Below are 17,028 nucleotides of genomic sequence, written 5' to 3' on the forward strand. Positions count from 1 at the left end.
GGTGCAGCCATGATTGACGATATTCTCAAAGATGCCAAGATCCGCATGGGCAAGACCGCCGAAGCGCTCGAGAACGAACTGTCTCGCATGCGTACCGGTCGGGCACATCCCAGTCTGCTGGAAAGTGTCAAGGTCGACTACTACGGTGCCGAGTCGCCGTTGAGTCAGGTGGCCAACGTCAATATCGAGGATGCCCGCATGCTGACAGTCACGCCCTGGGAGCAATCCATGGTGCCTGCGGTCGAAAAGGCCATCATCAATTCCGACCTGGGCCTGAACCCCAACACTGCTGGTACCGTCATTCGTGTGCCTGTTCCACCGATGACCGAGGAACGACGTCGTGACATGGTCAAGATGGTGCGCGGCGAGGCAGAGAACTCACGGGTAGCCATTCGCAACATCCGGCGGGATGCCAACAGCGACCTGAAGGAGCTGGAAAAGGAGAAGGAGATTTCCAAGGATGACCTGCGCAAGGGAGAAGAGTCCGTGCAGAAACTGACCGACGCCGCCATCAAGGAAATCGATTCGGTATTGAGCAAGAAGGAAGCGGATCTGATGGAAGTCTGACAGGCACTTCCTGTCTTCCCGTGACCTCGACAGTGACGCGAGGTCATCAGCCCACGTCCCGCATCGAGATTCTTCCGTGTCAGCTTCCGAAACTCCCCGTCCCCGTCATGTCGCCATCATCATGGATGGCAATGGTCGCTGGGCGCGGCAGCGCGGGAGACCGCGCGCATCCGGCCATCAGGCCGGCTTCCGAACCACACGAGACATCGTTGAAGCCTGCGCCAGGCAGCGCATCGAAGCGCTGACCCTGTTCGCCTTCTCCAGTGAAAACTGGAAGCGGCCACCGACCGAGGTCGGTCTGCTGATGGACCTGTTCCTGCGAGCGCTGAAGAGCGAAGTGGGTAAACTGTGCGACAACAATGTCCGGATTCGCTTCATCGGTGAGCGCTCTGCCTTCCAGCAGAAGTTGCAGGAAGAGATGGACAATGCCGAGCAGCTGACTCGTGACAATACCGGTTTGCAGCTGGCCATTGCAGTGAACTACGGTGGGCGCTGGGATATCGTGAATGCGGCCAGAGCACTGGCGCGGCAGGCGCGTGATGGCCAGCTGGATCCCGATGCCATCGATATCGACATGTTCTCCGGGCAGGTGTCCCTGGCGGACATTCCGGAGCCGGACCTGTTCATCCGTACAGGTGGGGAGAAGCGCATCAGCAATTACCTGTTGTGGCATCTGGCCTATACCGAGCTGTTCTTCACGGATGTACTCTGGCCGGATTTTTCCGAAACCGAACTGGCAACGGCGCTGGAGTTCTATGCCGGTCGTCAACGCCGCTTCGGGCAAACAGGCGAACAGGTGACTGGATCCAATGCTTAAGACTCGCGTATTGACGGCTGTCGTTCTCTTGCTGGTTTTCAGCGCCGGCCTGATTCTCACTTCTGTCGATGTATTCGCTCTGGGCCTGGGGTTCGTGGTGGCGGCAGGGGCCTGGGAGTGGGGCAGGATGAGTGGCCTCGTCAATGAAGATGCGCAGACAGCCTATGCCGTTCTGGTTGGCGTGGTGTCGCTGATTGCACTGTATCTGCCATACAGTGAGGCCTGGATACAGTGGCTGATGCTGGTCGGTGTGCTGTTCTGGCTGTCGGTGCCGGCACTGTTCTATCTGTCGCCACGGCAGCCGCCCATCGTGGCGATGGACCGCATTCTGCTGGCCATCGGACTGCTGGTGTTCGTGGTGGCCGCCGTGGCCATCCAGTATCTGCGCAGTTTTGCGCCGCAGGGCTCCAGCTGGCTGCTGCTGTACGCCCTGTGCATTGTCTGGACCATGGATATCGGTGCCTATTTCAGCGGCCGCCGCTTCGGGCACCGCAAACTGGCCCCGAGTATCAGCCCCGGCAAGACCTGGGAAGGGGTGTACGGCGGACTGGCGGCGACGGTGGTGCTGATGCTGATCGTCATGCTGGTGGCCGACTTTGCCGATGGCAACCGTTTCAAATTGCTGGTGGCAACGCTGCTGGCGGCCATGATTTCGGTTCTCGGCGACCTCTACGAAAGTCGCATCAAGCGCGCTGCGGCGCTGAAGGACAGCAGTCAGTTGCTGCCGGGTCACGGGGGCGTTCTCGATCGTCTCGACGGTGTCGTGGCAGCCTTGCCGGTCTTCGCCTTCATCTGGGTCTGGCTGTGAGAGCGGTCACAGTTCTGGGGTCCACCGGATCCATAGGGACCAGTACCCTGGATGTCATCGCCCGTCATCCGGATCGCTACTCGGTGCATGCGCTGACGGCACATTCGAGCGTCAACGATCTGTTCGAACAGTGCCGTCGGTTTCGCCCGGTGCATGCGGTGCTGGGCTCGGCAGAATCTGCTGCCGAGTTGCAGACGCTGTGTCGCGGGGAAGGGCTGGCCGTGCAGGTGCATCACGGCGCACAGGCGCTCAATGCAGTGGCATCCGATGATGCCGTGGACACCGTGGTGGCCGCGATTGTCGGTGCGGCAGGTCTGCTGTCGACACTGGCTGCCGCCGAGGCCGGCAAGCGCCTGTTGCTGGCCAACAAGGAAGCACTGGTAATGAGCGGGCAGTTGCTGATGCAGGCTGCCCGGCAATCAGGCGCGCTCATCATGCCGGTGGACAGCGAGCACAATGCCATTTTCCAGAGCCTGCCTGCGACCGAAACGGGTGTCAGTACGGCGGGAATCGAAAAAATCCTGTTGACGGCATCAGGTGGACCATTACGAAATCTTACGCTTGAAGAGCTCGCTGTTGTAAGCCCGCAACAGGCCTTGAAGCATCCGAACTGGTCGATGGGGCCGAAGATTTCCATCGATTCCGCCACCATGATGAACAAGGGACTGGAGGTGATCGAAGCCTGTCAGTTGTTCTCGGTGGATGTGGATGACGTGCAGGTCGTGGTGCATCCGGAGAGCATCATTCATTCCATGGTCAGCTACGCCGACGGTTCGGTCATTGCGCAGATGGGACGGCCAGACATGCGTACACCGATCGCGCATGCTCTCGCCTGGCCAGAGAGAATCGATTCGGGAGTCGAGGCCCTGGATCTCTTCAAGGTGTCTGGCTTGCATTTCGAGGAGCCTGATACAACGCGTTTTCCACTACTGCGGCTGGCCTTCGAAGCCCAGCGGGCCGGCGGTACGGCACCCGCCATTCTCAATGCTGCCAACGAGGTCGCGGTGGCGGCGTTCCTGAATGGCGATGTTGCATTTTTACAACTTTCAGCGCTGGTGGAGCAAACACTGGAGTGTTTAAAAATATCCCCCGCAAGCGATTTGAGCACTATCATTGAGGCAGATTCCATCGCGCGTGGTACGACTCAACGTCTGATTGCTCAGGCGGCGGCCTGACCTTCAATCCAAGTTCTCGGCAATGATCTTTACATGTTCAGCAACGTAGTCGTCAGCGCGCTCGCATTCCTCGTGGCGCTGGGGATCCTCATCTCCATTCATGAATACGGTCACTTCTGGGTAGCCCGGCGCGTGGGTATCAAGGTGCTGCGGTTTTCCATCGGCTTCGGTAAGGCGCTCTGGCGTCGAACCGGGAAAGTGGATGACACCGAGTTCGTGGTGGCGGCCATCCCGCTGGGCGGCTATGTCAAGATGCTGGACGAGCGCGAGGGCAGTGTCTCGGCCGGCGAACGTCATCGTGCCTTCAATCATCAGCCGCTGTGGGCGCGCAGTGCCGTGGTTGTCGCCGGGCCTCTGGCCAACTTTCTGCTGGCCATCGTTGCCTACTGGATCGTGATGATGATCGGTATCAGTGGTGTGGCGCCGCTGGTGGGAGAGCCGCAGGCAGATTCTGCGGCAGCGCGCGCCGGTTTCCAGTATGAGGATCGCATCGTGTCGGTCAACGGGCAGCCGACTCCGACCTGGGCGGATGCTCGCATTGCGCTGCTGGAGTCGTCCCTGAATGCGTCCGAACCGCTGCAGATCGAAGTGGAAAGTGTCGGTGGAGAGCAGAGCATGCGCAGCCTGCCGGTGTCGCAGGCCGATATGCTGCAGGCGGATGGTGATGCCATTGCCAATCTGGGATTTCGTACCTGGTGGCCCGAGGTCGACCCGATCATCGGGGAAGTCATTGCCGGCGGTGCTGCCGAGGCTGCCGGATTGCTGCCGGGTGATCGCGTTCTGTCTGTCGATGGCGAAACGGTGGCCAGCTGGCGTTCGCTGGTCGAGCATGTCCGGCCCAGCGCGGGCACTGCCCTGGAACTGATGGTGCTGCGCGACGGTGAGCGGCTGTCGCTGACCATGACCCCGGAGCCTTTCGAGATCGGGACAGAGACGGTTGGCCGCATCGGTGTCATGGAAACCCAGTCTGCTTCATTGGCCAGAAAGGCTCAGGTCGTGGTCAAATACCCACCACTGGACGCATTCGGTCAGGCGCTGGAGCGTACCTGGGACATGTCGGCGTTGACGCTGCGAATGATGGGCAAGCTGTTGCTTGGACAGGCTTCGCTGGATAACATCAGTGGACCGATCAGCATCGCGCAGTATGCGGGCCAGTCGGCCAGCATAGGTATCGATCACTACATCAACTTCATTGCATTGATCAGCATCAGTCTGGCGGTGCTCAATCTGCTGCCCATACCCATGCTCGATGGTGGGCATCTACTGTATTTTGCAGCCGAAGCCATACGCGGCAAACCCCTGTCGGAAAGGACGCAGCTGCTGGGGCAGCAGGTTGGCATCGCTTTACTGGGCGCATTGATGTTTCTGGCTTTCTACAACGATATATGGCGACTGTTCCAATGAGTCGTTTTCTGCTGTCTTCCCTGAGTCTTCTGATCCTGCTGGCATTGGCGTCGATCAATGTGCGTGCGCAGGAACCCGCACCGCGTACTTCCAGCCAGAGTGCTGGCGAGAGTTTCGTGGTCGCCGATATCGTCATCGAGGGCAATGAACGGATCGATCTGGGTACCATCCTGAACTATCTGCCGATTCGCAACCGCGATCGTTTCGTGGTCGGGGACGATAGTGCCCGGGTGCTGCGTGCTCTGTACGAGACCGGTCTGTTCAGCGATATCGTGGTCAAGCGCCGCGGTGGCAATACCCTGGTGGTGCGTGTCGTGGAGCGTCCGGCCATCGGCAGCATCAATATCGACGGCAACCGGAAAATCGATACCGAGGAGCTGACCAAGTCATTGCGACAGGCCGATATCGCCCTGGGCCGGGTCTACAACCGTTCGATCCTGGAAACCGTCGAGCGCGAACTGCGTCGTGTGTACTTCAGCAGCGGCAACTACGGCAGTGAGATCGACATCGAGGTCGAGGAGCTGGAGCGCAATCGTGTGGCTCTGGACATCACCATCACGGAAGGCGCGGTGGCGCGGATCGAGCACATCAACATCGTCGGCAACGAATCCTACGATGAAGAGACATTGCTGGACCTGCTGCAATCGAGTGAAAAGAAACTCAACCCCTTCAGCTCGGCCGATGAGTACTCCCAGGTGAAGCTGGCAGCGGATATCGAGACACTGCGCTCCTTCTATCAGGATCGAGGCTTTATCCGCTTCGATGTGGACTCCACGCAGGTGTCCATATCCCCGGACAAGCGCGATATCTTCATCGTGATCAATATCCGTGAAGGTGAGCGCTACACGCTGCGGGACATCAAGCTCGAAGGCGAGGTGGACATTCCCATGGAAGAGCTGCGCTCGCTGATTCAGGTACAGGAGGGCGATATCTTTGCGCGCAAGGACATCGTCAGCAGCAGCAATGCCATCAACGATCGTCTGGGGCAGGACGGCTATGCGTTTGCCGATGTCAGCGTGTTGCCCGATATCAACGATGAGTCGCGCGATGTCGGCCTTACCTTCGTCATCGTGCCGGGCAAGCGGGTGTACGTTCGGCGCATCACCTTCACCGGTCAATACAAGACCCGGGATGAAGTGCTGCGTCGGGAAATGCGGCAATTGGAAGGCAGTCGTTTCTCGCCGGCGCTGGTCAATCGCTCCAGAATCCGTCTGCAGCGACTGGCTTTCATGCAGAGCGTGAGCATCCGCACACCCAGAGTGCCCGGCACCGATGACCAGGTGGATCTGGAGATCACCGTACAGGAAGGCCAGTCAGGCTCCTTCAGTGCAGGTCTGGGCTACGGTAGCGATGGCGGAGCAACCGTCAACCTGGCCTTCCAGCAGGACAATCTGTTCGGTACCGGCGAAAGTCTGCAGTTCTCCTTTGACAACTCGGACACGACACGGCAGCTGTCCCTGACGTTTCAGGATCCCTACTTCACCGATGACGGCATCAGTCGAACGGTGGGTGCCTTCATTCGCGAGACCGATACCAGCAACCAGAGCTCGACCTCGCGCTTTCTGGCCAGCACCCGGGGTGCCAGCGTGCGCTTCGGTGTGCCGATCAGTGAATTCTCGACCTTCCGCATCGGCGTGGGCTATGAACGCACGGAACTGGGAACCACCGGTGAGACGCCCGACGAGATTCTGGACTTCATCGAGGAAGAGGGCGATACCTTCAATACCTACAATCTGAACCTCGGCTTTACCTACGACACGCGTAATCGGACGGTTTTCGCCACCGATGGGTCCGTGCAGCGTTTCTCTCTGGAAGCGTCGGTTCCCGGCAGTGACTACACCTACTACAAGCTCGGATACGGACTGGAGTTCTATCAGGCCATCACCGATCGTTACACCTTCTCCACCACGCTGCGCGTCGACTCCGGCTATGGCTACGATGAGTATGACACTCTGCCGTTCTTCGATCGCTATTTCGCCGGCGGCGTGCGAACTCTTCGTGGTTACGACACCGGTAGCCTGGGTCCTCGGGACAGTCGTGACAACGCATCCGGCGGTGATTTCCGTACGCTGGGCACCGTGGAAGTCATCTTTCCGCCACCGTTCGTGGAGGAGCCGGGTGCAACCCGTTTGAGTCTGTTCACCGATTTCGGTAATGTGTTCACGGACAGGGATGCATTCGATGTCGATGAGTTCAGAGGCTCTTACGGGGTCGCCTTCGTCTGGCTGTCACCTGTCGGACCATTGACATTCAGTCTCGCCAACCCCTATAACGATCAGGAGCAGGACGAGAAGCAGAGATTCCAGTTCACGATTGGCTCGATCTTCTAGCCATGATTCGTGACTTTTCATCAGGGTCAACCTCAAGGGGTCAACCGTTGAACGATTCGCAGAGCAAGCCGCTCACGGCCGTCTGGCTGATGTTGTTGGCAGTGGTGAGCATGGGAGGCGCGGGGCTGCCCGGCACGCTGACGTCTGCTCATGCCGATGAGCAGGGTGTTGCACTTTCTCGCATCGGTTTCGTTGACATCCCGTATCTGATCGATCGTGCGCCCCAGGCGCTGGAAGCCGAGCGTCGTCTGGAAACCGAGTTTGCTCCTCGCCAGAAGGAGCTGGAAGTCCAGCGCGCCCAGCTGGCCGAACTCGCTGCCCGCATGGCCGATACCAGTCTGGAGTTGACCGAAGCCGAGATTGCCCAGCTGGACAGGGAAACCCGGGGGCTGGAACGGCGGGTGAAGCGCAGCGAGCAGGATTTCAGGGAAGAGCTCAATATCCAGAAGAACAATGAATTCAAGAACGTGCGTATTCTGGTGCTGGAGGCCATTGCCGATTTCGGCAAGCGGCAGGACTACGATCTGATCATCAGTGATGGCGTGCTGTTTGCCAACAAGCGAATCGATGTCACCGAGCGGATTCTCGAGTCTCTGGAACGCGAAAACGCCCGCCTGAAATCAGCCAACTGAATCACAGCCAGACATAGCCCAATGAAACTGCAAGACTTGGCCGAGGCTCTGGAGGTCAAGCTGTACGGCGACCCCGATTGTTCCATCAGCGCATTGGCACCGATCGACCGGGCCGGCAGGGGAGAGTTGGCGTTCGTGGTCAGTCCGCGCTATGCGGCGGCATTGCAGGGTTCGCAGGCTGGCGCTGTCATCGTACCCGATGGGATGCGCTCTCTGGCACCCGGAAATTGCCTGGTCAGTGACAATCCCTACGCCAGTTATGCACAGGCATCCTGGCTGCTGACACCCGAAAAGCCTGTGGCGGCCCAGGTGCATGCCAGTGCCTGTATCGACCCGAGTGCGCGGATTGCCGCGTCGGCGCATATCGGCCCGGGGGTCGTGATCGGGGCTGACAGCACGATTGGCGAGGACGTGGTCGTCGGCGCGAATTGCAGTATCGGAGCGCGGGTTCAACTCGGCAAGGGCTGCCGTCTGTTTCCTAACGTCACTCTGTACGACAAGGTCGAGATGGGGACGGCATGTCGCGTGCAGTCCGGAACGGTCATTGGCAGCGAGGGATTCGGCTATGCGCCAACCGCCGCCGGGTGGTTGCAGATCCAGCAGACCGGTGGAGTTTGTATCGGCAATCGTGTGCACATTGGTGCCAATACCACCATCGATTGCGGTGCCATCGATCCCACGATCATTGCCGATGGTGTGATACTCGACAACCAGATACAGATCGCCCACAACGTGCATATCGGCGAGAACACCGCCATTGCCGGGTGTACCGGTATTGCCGGCAGCACTCGCATCGGCCGCAACTGCCAGATCGGTGGTGCCTGCAATATCGTGGGTCATATCGCCATTGCCGATGGGGTCATCATCAATGCGGCTGCGCTGGTGTCGCGCTCGATCGATGTCGCCGGGCGTTATGGATCCGGCATGCCTTTGCAGCCAGAACATGCGTGGCGTCGCAGTTTTGTTACTCTAGGGAAACTTGATCAACTGGTGCGGCGCATTCGCCGACTGGAACGTCAACAAGAAACCGACTGACTCTGCCAATTCTGGGATGCCAACTGCCGTGGATGATATTCGTGAGATCCTGAAGTACCTGCCACACCGTTACCCGTTTCTGATGGTTGACCGGGTAACCGACTTCGAGGAGAACAAGTCGCTCAAGGCACTGAAGAACGTGACCTTCAACGAACCGATCTTCACCGGCCATTTTCCGCAATCTCCGATCTTTCCCGGCGTTCTGATTCTCGAGGCACTGGCCCAGGCATCGGCATTGCTGGCTTTCAAGAGCATGGGAGGCTACCCCAGTGAAAGGACGCTTTACCTGCTGGTGGGCATTGACAATGCGCGCTTCAAGCGACAGGTCATACCGGGGGATCGGCTTGACTTCGAGGTAACGCTCACCAAGAGTCGCCGGGGTATTTCGCGGTTCGACGCCACGGCACATGTCGATGGTGAGCTGGCCTGCTCGGCCGAAATTCTCATCGCCAAGAACGAGATCGACGAGTGATCCATCCCACTGCCATCATAGATCCGGGTGCCAGCATCGCTGATGATTGCGAAATCGGCGCCTATTCCATCATCGGTGCGGATGTCAGTATCGGCAGCGGTACGACGATCGGACCGCATGTCGTCATTCGTGGTGTGACGCGAATCGGTGCCAACAATCGCATATTCCAGTTTGCCTCCGTGGGTGATGATCCCCAGGATCTCAAATACGATGGCGAGGTGACAGAGCTGCAGATTGGTGACAGCAATACCATTCGAGAATTCACGACCATCAACCGTGGCACGGTCGGGGGCGGCGGCATCACCCGCATCGGTAACCATAATCTGTTCATGGCCTACATTCACGTGGCTCATGATTGCATTATCGGAGACCGTATCGTCATGGCCAATGGTGCCTCCCTGGCCGGTCATGTCACTGTCGGTGATCATGCCATTCTGGCGGGCTTTGCCTGTGTCCATCAGTTCTGCGAAGTCGGGGAACACGCCTTCGTGGGCCTGAACTCGGTGGCAAACCGGGATGTGGCACCTTTCACCATGGCGGTGGGCAACTACGCCAGTGGCAAGGGCATCAACAAGAACGGTCTGCGCCGGCGGGACTTCAGTGAGCCCACCATTCGTGCATTGCACCGTGCCTACATGCTGTTGCTGCGCAACCATGGAGAACGCGACAAGGCCATTGCCGCGCTGTCCGCCGAAGCCGCCGAATTTCCGGAAGTGGCCAGACTCATCGCTTTCATCGAAAAGAGCGAAAGAGGCGTGGTGAGGTAGGGCATTTGCCCGGCGCGCAAGCCCGAGTGCCGGTCGCGGTCGACGCGCCCGAGCTGGCCACGCAATACCGCCTGGCGGGCAAGGGGCTGGTTTCGGGGCCTTCGCTCCGAGCGATTGTCAGGGCGTACGAACGGCCAGCTTGAGGATCAGCTCGGCCACTCGCTCGGAGGCACCGCTGTCGCCCATGTTGATCTTCAGCGTGTGCAAGTCGTTCAACATGGTCTGACGACGCGCATCATCCTGCAGTAGTGACAGGACATCGTCGGCCATGGCTTCGGGAGTGGCGGCATCCTGCACATATTCAGGCACGATGCGTCGTCCGGCCACGATATTGACCAGAGAGATGTCCGGAATGCTGATCAGGCGCTTCATGATGGCGTAGTTGAGCCGGTTGATGATGTACATCACCACCATCGGTGTCCCCATCAAGGCCGTCTCCAGAGTTGCCGTACCCGAGGCCACCAGTGCCACGTCGGATGAGCGCATGACATTGCGCGACTCTCCCTTGACCACACACAGGCCATCCGGCGCCTGATCGCCAATGCTGTCGTTGATGAAGGTCTGTTCCAGAGTGGGGGCAACCGGCAGAATGAACTGACATTCCGGCCGCTGCTGCGCCACCAGCCGGGCAGTGGCCAGCATGGCGGGCAGATTGCGGTTTATCTCGCCGGTGCGACTGCCAGGCAGCAGCGAGATGACAGGCCTGCTGCTGTCCAGGCCGAAGTGGTGGCAGGCTTCGTCTCGCGAATAGGGAGACACCGCATCGGCGACCACCGGGTTGCCGACATAGCTGACGGCTACCCCTGCCTTCTGATAGATCTCGACCTCGAAAGGGAACAGGACCGCCATGTGGTTGACCAGCCTGCTGATACGCTTGACTCGACCGGCGCGCCAGGCCCAGACCTTGGGGCTGATGTAGAACAGCACCGGGATGCCCAGCTCACGCGCCGTCTCTGCCAGCTTCAGATTGAAATCCGGGTAATCCACCAGCAGCAGCACATCCGGCCGGCGTTGCCGCATGGCGTCACGCAATCGCGCCAGACGTTTCATGAAGCGCGGATAATTGATCAGCACATCCACGATACCGATGACAGCCAGGTCGCGGCAGTCGACAATCAGTTCGATGCCGACAGTCTGCAACTGGTCCGCCCCCATGCCGAAACCGGAAAAGGAGACGCCCTGATCATTCAGGGCTGCGATGGCGTGTGCCGCATGGGCATCACCGGAGGCTTCTCCGGCGGATACCATGACGGTCAAGGGTTTTTCGTCTGTCATCATGCACTGTCACGAGTGAATGATGAGCATTTTACCGTTATTGCCTGCGAGTCGTGCGGCAGGCTCTCCAGCCGATCAGGCTCAGCATCATCAGGAACAGACTGCCGTTGTCAGACCCTCCCGCCGAGGCATCATTGCTGGCAAAGGATTGTGACTGGGCTGCCGCAACCGCCGGAATCGATATCACCGTCTCGCCGGTCGGTTCATCCACCGATTCCTGCTCGTCGGTCGTGTTTGCGATGCTCCTGGCGTCGTTGTCGACTGGCTCTTCGCTCAGAGCACCATCGTCGTTGTAGCGGTTGTTGTCTTCGTTGGTGTCCAGAGTACGCGAGGTGAGCAGGATACTGACATCATCGGCATTGCCACTACCTGCATCGGCGAGGATGGTGAAGCGCGATTCGGTTTTCTCGGTCAGGGTCGGGCGCGTGCAACGCAACTCGGAGCTGTAGTTCTTGCAGTCCCAGCTGCCATCGCCTGAAACACCCAGCCATTCGGTATCATCGGCGAGTTTGACCACCAGCTGTACCTCACTGGCACCCAGGTTACCCTGGTTGAGCACGGTGATACCCAGTTCCAGCCCTTCGCTGGTTTCGATGTCGCTCGGTGGCAGCAGTGCCAGATCGGTTGCGTACATCTGATCGACCGAACGGGCATCGATGTCGCTCAGGGCAACACGCTGACCGATCGTGACGCCATCAGGCACGACTATGGTAGGGGTCGTGCCTGCACTGAAAAAATATTCGCCATAGTGCATGATGGAGCCATAGTCGTAATCTCCGTAGTTGCGGGTACCAACGTTCTGCAGCTGAAAGTTGATGTCCTTGCCATCGACAATCTCGTCCCAGTTGATCTGCACGTAGCTATCCCGGTCCGAACGCGTGTGCTCGTGGAACAGTCCCAGTGCATGTCCGATTTCGTGGATGATGCTGCCGGGCGTGCAACCGTCGGATACCATGATGGATTGCTCACCACCCTGCATGCCGACGTAGGAGGCGCAGCCGTTGCTGCTGGCGAATCGCAGATAATGCGGATACTGATCGGCGTTCTCCTCCGTGCGCTCGACAAAGGTGATACGGCTATGCTCCATCCAGTGATCGATTGCCTGCCTGATATTGATCTGCTGGGTGCCCGAATTACTGGTGGGAGGGATGTAGGGCACGATACCGTCAGGCCATCGACCGAAGGCATCTTCCCGTGCCAGCCCACGGGCGCTGGTAGTTCGAGGAATCGATCCGGTGCTGTCGACTTCCCCCAGCAGGATGTCGCCTTCGAAGATGGCCAGGCCCTGAATGATCTCGTACTGGTAGGCACCGGTACGGCCGTGACTGGGAAGCGAGGCGGTGAAATCGTTGAGCAGTGCAGGGTCCGCTTCGAACATTTCCGGTGGGTCGGCCCTTGCACAGCCCGATAGTACGATCAGCGCTGCCGAGCTCAGGCTGACCAATGGCCGAGCCATGGAGGTACTGGCTAACGGGGGTCTTTGCCGGGACAAGTTCTTGCGAACTTGCTGATACATGGTGAAGCGCATTGGCTCGGCTCACTTTTATTATTGTTTTTATCGTGTGACGCGAAGCGGTGGCCGGGCTGAGGTTCAATCGGTCTGACCCGCTTTCAATCGTCTGTCATAGCATGTATCGGTAACTTCCTGCGTCCATGAACGCTGATTCCGGAAAGCGATGGGCAATCGGCATCCGGAAGGGGACGCGCGTAACATCTTGCCGATCAACTGTCGGCGAGTTCACACGCAAAACGTAAAAGAATGTCGATTGGGTACGTTCTGAGCAGACATGCCCACCGGGCTCGATGGGCATGTCTCTTTCTCTTACTGCGCGAGGGTTTCGATACGACCGCTGCGCTGTCCATTGGCTGAACGGGCCCGAATGGCGACAACGGCCGCGTTGGGCGGTGAGCCTGCGGAATAGGTCGAGAAGTTCTGACCATCAGTGGAGTATTCCAGTGGCAGACCCGGCAGTTCGCTGTTCATGACCAGCGTGCCGCCAGCAGTACTGGCGCCGGGTACCGGAATCCGGTAACGGATGCCGGCGGCGTCAAGCTTGCGCAATTCCTTGACCGCCAGAGCGGCAGCAAAACCGGCATAGTCGCTGGTCAGGGAAGCCTCATCGACCAGGTTGGTATCACCGGAGAAGGTCTGCCCCGGGACGTAGTCGAGTTCCCAGTCGGCTCTGGACCAGGCTCTTTCCGCCAGTGCAATCACGCGCGGGAAGAGCATGTACTCGAATTGCTCCGCAGTACGGATGGTTTCACTCCACAACTGGCCCTGCATGCCCAGAAAACCCTGGTTGGCCACATCGCCGGTGGCGCTCCAGCTGCGGCCTTCGCGGTTGATCGAGGTCTCGGCGTTCTGTGGCAGGTTTTCCGGTGCGAAAGTGAAGACCTTGCGCAGATCGGTGAAACGCGTCGCCCAGTAGTAGCCACGCTCCTCGGGGTTGGCTTCCTGTGGAAAGTCGAAGTACAGGAAGTCAGGCACGGATACCACGGTCTCGTAACCGCGATTGGAGAAACCGTTGATGTTGTTGTAGCCGGTGGATGTCGCCAGCATTTCCCAGTAGCCTACGCCGGCTCGCTGAGTGGCCAGGTCATCGGCATCCAGGTCATCGTAGATATCCTGATAGGCGTACAGTGCAGGAATGCCGGCATCGGCGACCCGCTGAGCCACTTCCTTGACGAAGTAGGGTTGCAGGACTTCGCGAGAGGCAATGCCCGGATTGCTGTCGATCAGAGCAGCACAGGCCGGAGAATTCTCCCAGGGATAGTCCCATTCACTGCGGTTGATGTTGCCGCGAAAGGACACCTTGTCGCCGGCATTGATGTCCTGGAAACCGCCGCCGGTGAAGACATTGCGAGCCTCATCACCGCCCATGTGGAATATTTCCAGTTCCAGGCCGGCTTGCTGATACATTGCGGAGACATCGCCGATGACGGTCTCGATGAAGTTGTAGGTACCCGGAATGCAGGGGTTCAGGATGCCATCGTCATAGTGCTGAATGGTGAGGTAGCGCGAAGTGTCTTCCGGATCATCCACTCGAACATTGATATCGTCGGCATCACCGAGGTTCGCGGCACGGACCCGCATGGCAACCACGGCCGCTCGCGCATGAGCCGGCATGTCGAACTCGGGAATGACATCGATCTTGCGGGCAGCGGCGTAGCGCAGCAGAGAGACAAACTGGGCGCTGGTATAGAAGCCGCTACCCTGATTGCTGCTGAAGGGACCCGAACCGAGCTGCGGCATCAGGCTGGCCGCTTCCGAAACATTGCCGTCGCTGTCGAGGGCAAAGCTGCGACGTGCGCCTACATCGGTCAGTTCGGGCAGGGAGGGGATCTGCAGACGCCAGCCTTCGTCGTCCGTGAGGTGAATGTGCAGCTTGTTCAGCTTGTAGGCGGCCATCTGATCCATGAGCTTCTGCATGGACTCCACCGAATGGAAGTTGCGCGCAACATCGACATGCATGCCACGAAAGTCGAAACGCGGGGCGTCCTGCACACTCACGAGCGGCAGAGTGCCGACACCGGGCTGCACCAGGGCCAGCAGAGACTGGGCGGCATGGAACAGTGCGGTTTCATCGGCACCTTCGAGACTGATGCCACCGCTGGTGACATCCAGGGTGTAGCTGCCGACTGTCAGGGAAGGATTGATGGTGGCGCTCAGCGGTACTCCGGCAGCGGTACCCATGAACTGCGCCTGGCGCGCCTGCAAGGCGGCCACTGACTCGGCCGGGAGATCCGTGCCATTGAATGAAAAGCCGTTGCCGATGTTCAATGTGCCGCTACCCACAGTCATGCTGGCCGGGCGGGGAATGATGCGTGCCTGGATCTCTTCAGCGCTGAGCGTGTCGGCGATGGCCTGGGCATCCCCATTGGCCTCGAAGCGACTGCTGGCCGAGGCAACCGGCGTGGGTTCGCCATTGTAGGACTTGGCATTGTCACCGGTGATCGCCACCGAATAGGCGGACTCGTCGGTGTCTTCATCGGTGTTGCCGATGAGCGTGACATTGCCGTTGTCGCGGACCAGCCAGTAGCGCGGCATGAAATCCGATTCGATCAGGTGATTGAATTCCGTGACCAGGCCGATGGTCTTGACGTTGCCATCGAACCCGGTGAATGCATCGGTAGGCTCCAGGTAGTTCAGATCACCGTTGACCAGGGAGACGCTGAATTCTTCGCTGTCTACCCGCAGAATGCGGCGAATGCTGTGGAAGTACAGTTTCCAGTTGCCATCGTTCAGTTCGCCATTGGCGTCCTTGATGTGCAGATTGGTCACACTGCAGGAGGCATATTCGGCAGCCAGTGACTGACAGCTGGGGTTGCCCGTCGGAAAGGCATCTCCGCCATGGTTTTCCACCACTTCGTAGACCACTGCCAGATTGTCCGGCAGAGCGGCTGCCTTGGCACGCCCAACATCCGAATACAGGGCTGTATCGGCCGGGTTGACCGCGTTCTGTGGCAAGGGCTTGCCTGTGTGGCTCAGGGCCGACAAGTCGCCGGAGTCCTGACCGCCAGTGGTACCGCCGTCCGTGCCACCACCGTCGGTACCACCAACGGTGCCTCCGTCAGTGTTGCCGCCGGAGCTGCTGGAACCGCCACAGGCAGTTGCCAGAGCTGCCGTGAACAGCAGGGCAAGAGTCAGTTTCAAGGAATTTTTTTTCATCATGATGTGCAGATGGAGTAGTGCTGGCATTATGCCTGCCCATTTCCTGTTTTTTCGAGCAGTTGTCACACCTTGCAAGAGATTAACGAGACGACGTTGCGAAAACCCCTGTTGCGCGATCATCTGCGCCTTCTGACGGCGGCAGCCATCTGGGGTTCCTCCTTTCTGCTCAATGCCGTGGCGCTGGGGGATTTCACGCCCGTGGCGATTGCCAGCTACCGGGTGTTGCTGGCCGCTGTGATCATCTGCCTGGTGTGCCGCAGCATGAAACTGCCAGTGAAGCTGGATCGTCGCTCTGTGCTGTTGCTGGGCGCCATCGGTCTGCTCAATAGCGCGGTTCCATTCACGCTGATCGGCTGGGGACAATTGCGAATCGACAGTGCCACCACGGCCATCCTGCTGGCCTCGTCGCCGTTCTTCACGCTGCTGTTCTCGCATTTCATGACGCAGGATGATCGTTTCTCATGGCCCAAACTCACCGGACTGATACTGGGTTTTCTGGGGGTGGTGGTGTTGCTGGGACAGGGGCTGCTGCAGGGCGGTGGTGGCTTGAGCGGCATGCTGGCGGTCGTCGCAGCTGGCTGCTGTTACTCGATATCATCACTGTTGATCCGTCGCCTGAAAGGCATGCCGACGCTGCTGCTGGTGGCCGGTACCCTGGTGGCCGGCTGCGTGGTGATGGTACCCATTCTGCTGCTGTCGAGCCCACCCTGGGAGCAGCGCTGGCATCTGGAGACCGCTGGCGCTCTTGCAGTGCTGGCCATCGGACCGACCGCCATTGCCTATGTACTGCGCGCGCAGATCGTGCAGATCAACGGCGCGGTCTACATGTCCAATGTCGGTTATCTGATTCCGCTGTTTGCCGTGTTCTGGGGCTGGCTGTTCCTGTCACAGCAGCCCAGCCTTGCCATGTGGGTGGCATTGCTGCTGATTCTGGCCGGTATTGCCATTGGTCAGCGCCGCACGGACAGGCCGCTGGCGTCACCGGTTACACAATGACCGCGAACGGCACGATAATGGATACACGACACCGTACCTGGCGAACGTCAGCCGAAGGAGAAGTCGAGTCGCCTCGAT

Annotated in this window: 14 protein-coding genes; 11 read left to right on the forward strand and 3 right to left on the reverse strand. The window is 59.2% G+C overall.

Features of this window, described 5'->3' with window-relative positions; all coding sequences use genetic code 11:
* Window positions 1-9 precede the first annotated feature (9 nt).
* From frr to lpxA, 10 genes are all read left to right on the forward strand, one after another.
* Window positions 10-567 carry a ribosome recycling factor gene (gene frr / locus ACUNV4_RS04495; RefSeq protein WP_430877293.1) on the forward strand — a complete coding sequence of 186 codons (558 nt, stop codon included), beginning with the start codon at window positions 10-12 and terminating at the stop codon, window positions 565-567.
* A 76-nt stretch (window positions 568-643) separates the two neighbouring features.
* The gene (gene uppS / locus ACUNV4_RS04500) at window positions 644-1,384 is read left to right on the forward strand and encodes a polyprenyl diphosphate synthase (RefSeq protein ID WP_430877294.1); all 741 of its coding nucleotides are present in this window, start codon (window positions 644-646) and stop codon (window positions 1,382-1,384) included.
* The gene (locus ACUNV4_RS04505) at window positions 1,377-2,192 is read left to right on the forward strand and encodes a phosphatidate cytidylyltransferase (RefSeq protein ID WP_430877295.1); all 816 of its coding nucleotides are present in this window, start codon (window positions 1,377-1,379) and stop codon (window positions 2,190-2,192) included. Before uppS ends, ACUNV4_RS04505 begins: the two co-directional genes overlap by 8 nt.
* Window positions 2,183-3,367: a 1-deoxy-D-xylulose-5-phosphate reductoisomerase gene (gene ispC / locus ACUNV4_RS04510; RefSeq protein ID WP_430877408.1), complete on the forward strand. Its 1,185-nt coding sequence runs from the start codon at window positions 2,183-2,185 to the stop codon at window positions 3,365-3,367. The genes ACUNV4_RS04505 and ispC overlap by 10 nt, the downstream gene beginning before the upstream one ends.
* 33 nt (window positions 3,368-3,400) lie before the next feature.
* Window positions 3,401-4,771, forward strand: a complete 1,371-nt coding sequence (rseP, locus tag ACUNV4_RS04515) for an RIP metalloprotease RseP (RefSeq protein ID WP_430877296.1) — start codon at window positions 3,401-3,403, stop codon at window positions 4,769-4,771.
* Entirely contained in the window at window positions 4,768-7,101 is a 2,334-nt protein-coding gene (gene bamA / locus ACUNV4_RS04520; protein WP_430877297.1) for an outer membrane protein assembly factor BamA, read from the forward strand. Before rseP ends, bamA begins: the two co-directional genes overlap by 4 nt.
* A 47-nt stretch (window positions 7,102-7,148) precedes the next feature.
* A complete protein-coding gene (locus tag ACUNV4_RS04525; RefSeq protein WP_430877298.1) occupies window positions 7,149-7,733 on the forward strand; it encodes an OmpH family outer membrane protein in 585 nt (194 codons plus the stop codon).
* Between the two features lie 21 nt (window positions 7,734-7,754).
* Entirely contained in the window at window positions 7,755-8,768 is a 1,014-nt protein-coding gene (gene lpxD / locus ACUNV4_RS04530; protein WP_430877299.1) for a UDP-3-O-(3-hydroxymyristoyl)glucosamine N-acyltransferase, read from the forward strand.
* Between the two features lie 28 nt (window positions 8,769-8,796).
* The gene (gene fabZ / locus ACUNV4_RS04535) at window positions 8,797-9,240 is read left to right on the forward strand and encodes a 3-hydroxyacyl-ACP dehydratase FabZ (RefSeq protein ID WP_430877300.1); all 444 of its coding nucleotides are present in this window, start codon (window positions 8,797-8,799) and stop codon (window positions 9,238-9,240) included.
* On the forward strand, window positions 9,237-10,007 hold the full coding sequence (lpxA, locus tag ACUNV4_RS04540) for an acyl-ACP--UDP-N-acetylglucosamine O-acyltransferase (protein WP_430877301.1): 771 nt from the start codon (window positions 9,237-9,239) through the stop codon (window positions 10,005-10,007). The genes fabZ and lpxA overlap by 4 nt, the downstream gene beginning before the upstream one ends.
* A gap of 117 nt (window positions 10,008-10,124) precedes the next feature.
* Here lpxA and lpxB read toward each other — a convergent pair whose 3' ends face one another.
* The 3 genes from lpxB to ACUNV4_RS04555 all read right to left on the reverse strand — a co-directional run bounded on the left by lpxB (window position 10,125) and on the right by ACUNV4_RS04555 (window position 15,954).
* Window positions 10,125-11,282 (reverse strand): lipid-A-disaccharide synthase, encoded by a 1,158-nt coding sequence (lpxB, locus tag ACUNV4_RS04545; RefSeq protein WP_430877302.1) that lies wholly within the window; start codon window positions 11,280-11,282, stop codon window positions 10,125-10,127.
* A gap of 37 nt (window positions 11,283-11,319) precedes the next feature.
* Window positions 11,320-12,738, reverse strand: a complete 1,419-nt coding sequence (locus ACUNV4_RS04550; RefSeq protein ID WP_430877303.1) for a M12 family metallopeptidase — start codon at window positions 12,736-12,738, stop codon at window positions 11,320-11,322.
* Window positions 12,739-13,104: 366 nt separating this feature from the next.
* A complete protein-coding gene (locus tag ACUNV4_RS04555; protein ID WP_430877304.1) occupies window positions 13,105-15,954 on the reverse strand; it encodes a family 20 glycosylhydrolase in 2,850 nt (949 codons plus the stop codon).
* A gap of 69 nt (window positions 15,955-16,023) precedes the next feature.
* On the opposite strand from ACUNV4_RS04555, the gene ACUNV4_RS04560 reads away from it, so the two are divergent.
* Complete coding sequence (locus ACUNV4_RS04560; protein ID WP_430877305.1) at window positions 16,024-16,950, forward strand: DMT family transporter; 927 nt, start codon at window positions 16,024-16,026, stop codon at window positions 16,948-16,950.
* Window positions 16,951-17,028 lie beyond the last annotated feature (78 nt).

This window comes from Granulosicoccus sp. 3-233 (genome assembly GCF_052681095.1).

Bases quoted from the DNA above. Each gene is read 5' to 3' on its own strand.
- frr (WP_430877293.1), top strand. From the start codon at position 10: ATGATTGACGATATTCTCAAAGATGCCAAGATCCGCATGGGCAAGACC.
- ACUNV4_RS04505 (WP_430877295.1), top strand. From the start codon at position 1,377: ATGCTTAAGACTCGCGTATTGACGGCTGTCGTTCTCTTGCTGGTTTTC.
- rseP (WP_430877296.1), top strand. From the start codon at position 3,401: ATGTTCAGCAACGTAGTCGTCAGCGCGCTCGCATTCCTCGTGGCGCTG.
- bamA (WP_430877297.1), top strand. From the start codon at position 4,768: ATGAGTCGTTTTCTGCTGTCTTCCCTGAGTCTTCTGATCCTGCTGGCA.
- lpxD (WP_430877299.1), top strand. From the start codon at position 7,755: ATGAAACTGCAAGACTTGGCCGAGGCTCTGGAGGTCAAGCTGTACGGC.
- lpxB (WP_430877302.1), bottom strand. From the start codon at position 11,282: ATGACAGACGAAAAACCCTTGACCGTCATGGTATCCGCCGGAGAAGCC.
- ACUNV4_RS04550 (WP_430877303.1), bottom strand. From the start codon at position 12,738: ATGGCTCGGCCATTGGTCAGCCTGAGCTCGGCAGCGCTGATCGTACTA.
- ACUNV4_RS04555 (WP_430877304.1), bottom strand. From the start codon at position 15,954: ATGATGAAAAAAAATTCCTTGAAACTGACTCTTGCCCTGCTGTTCACG.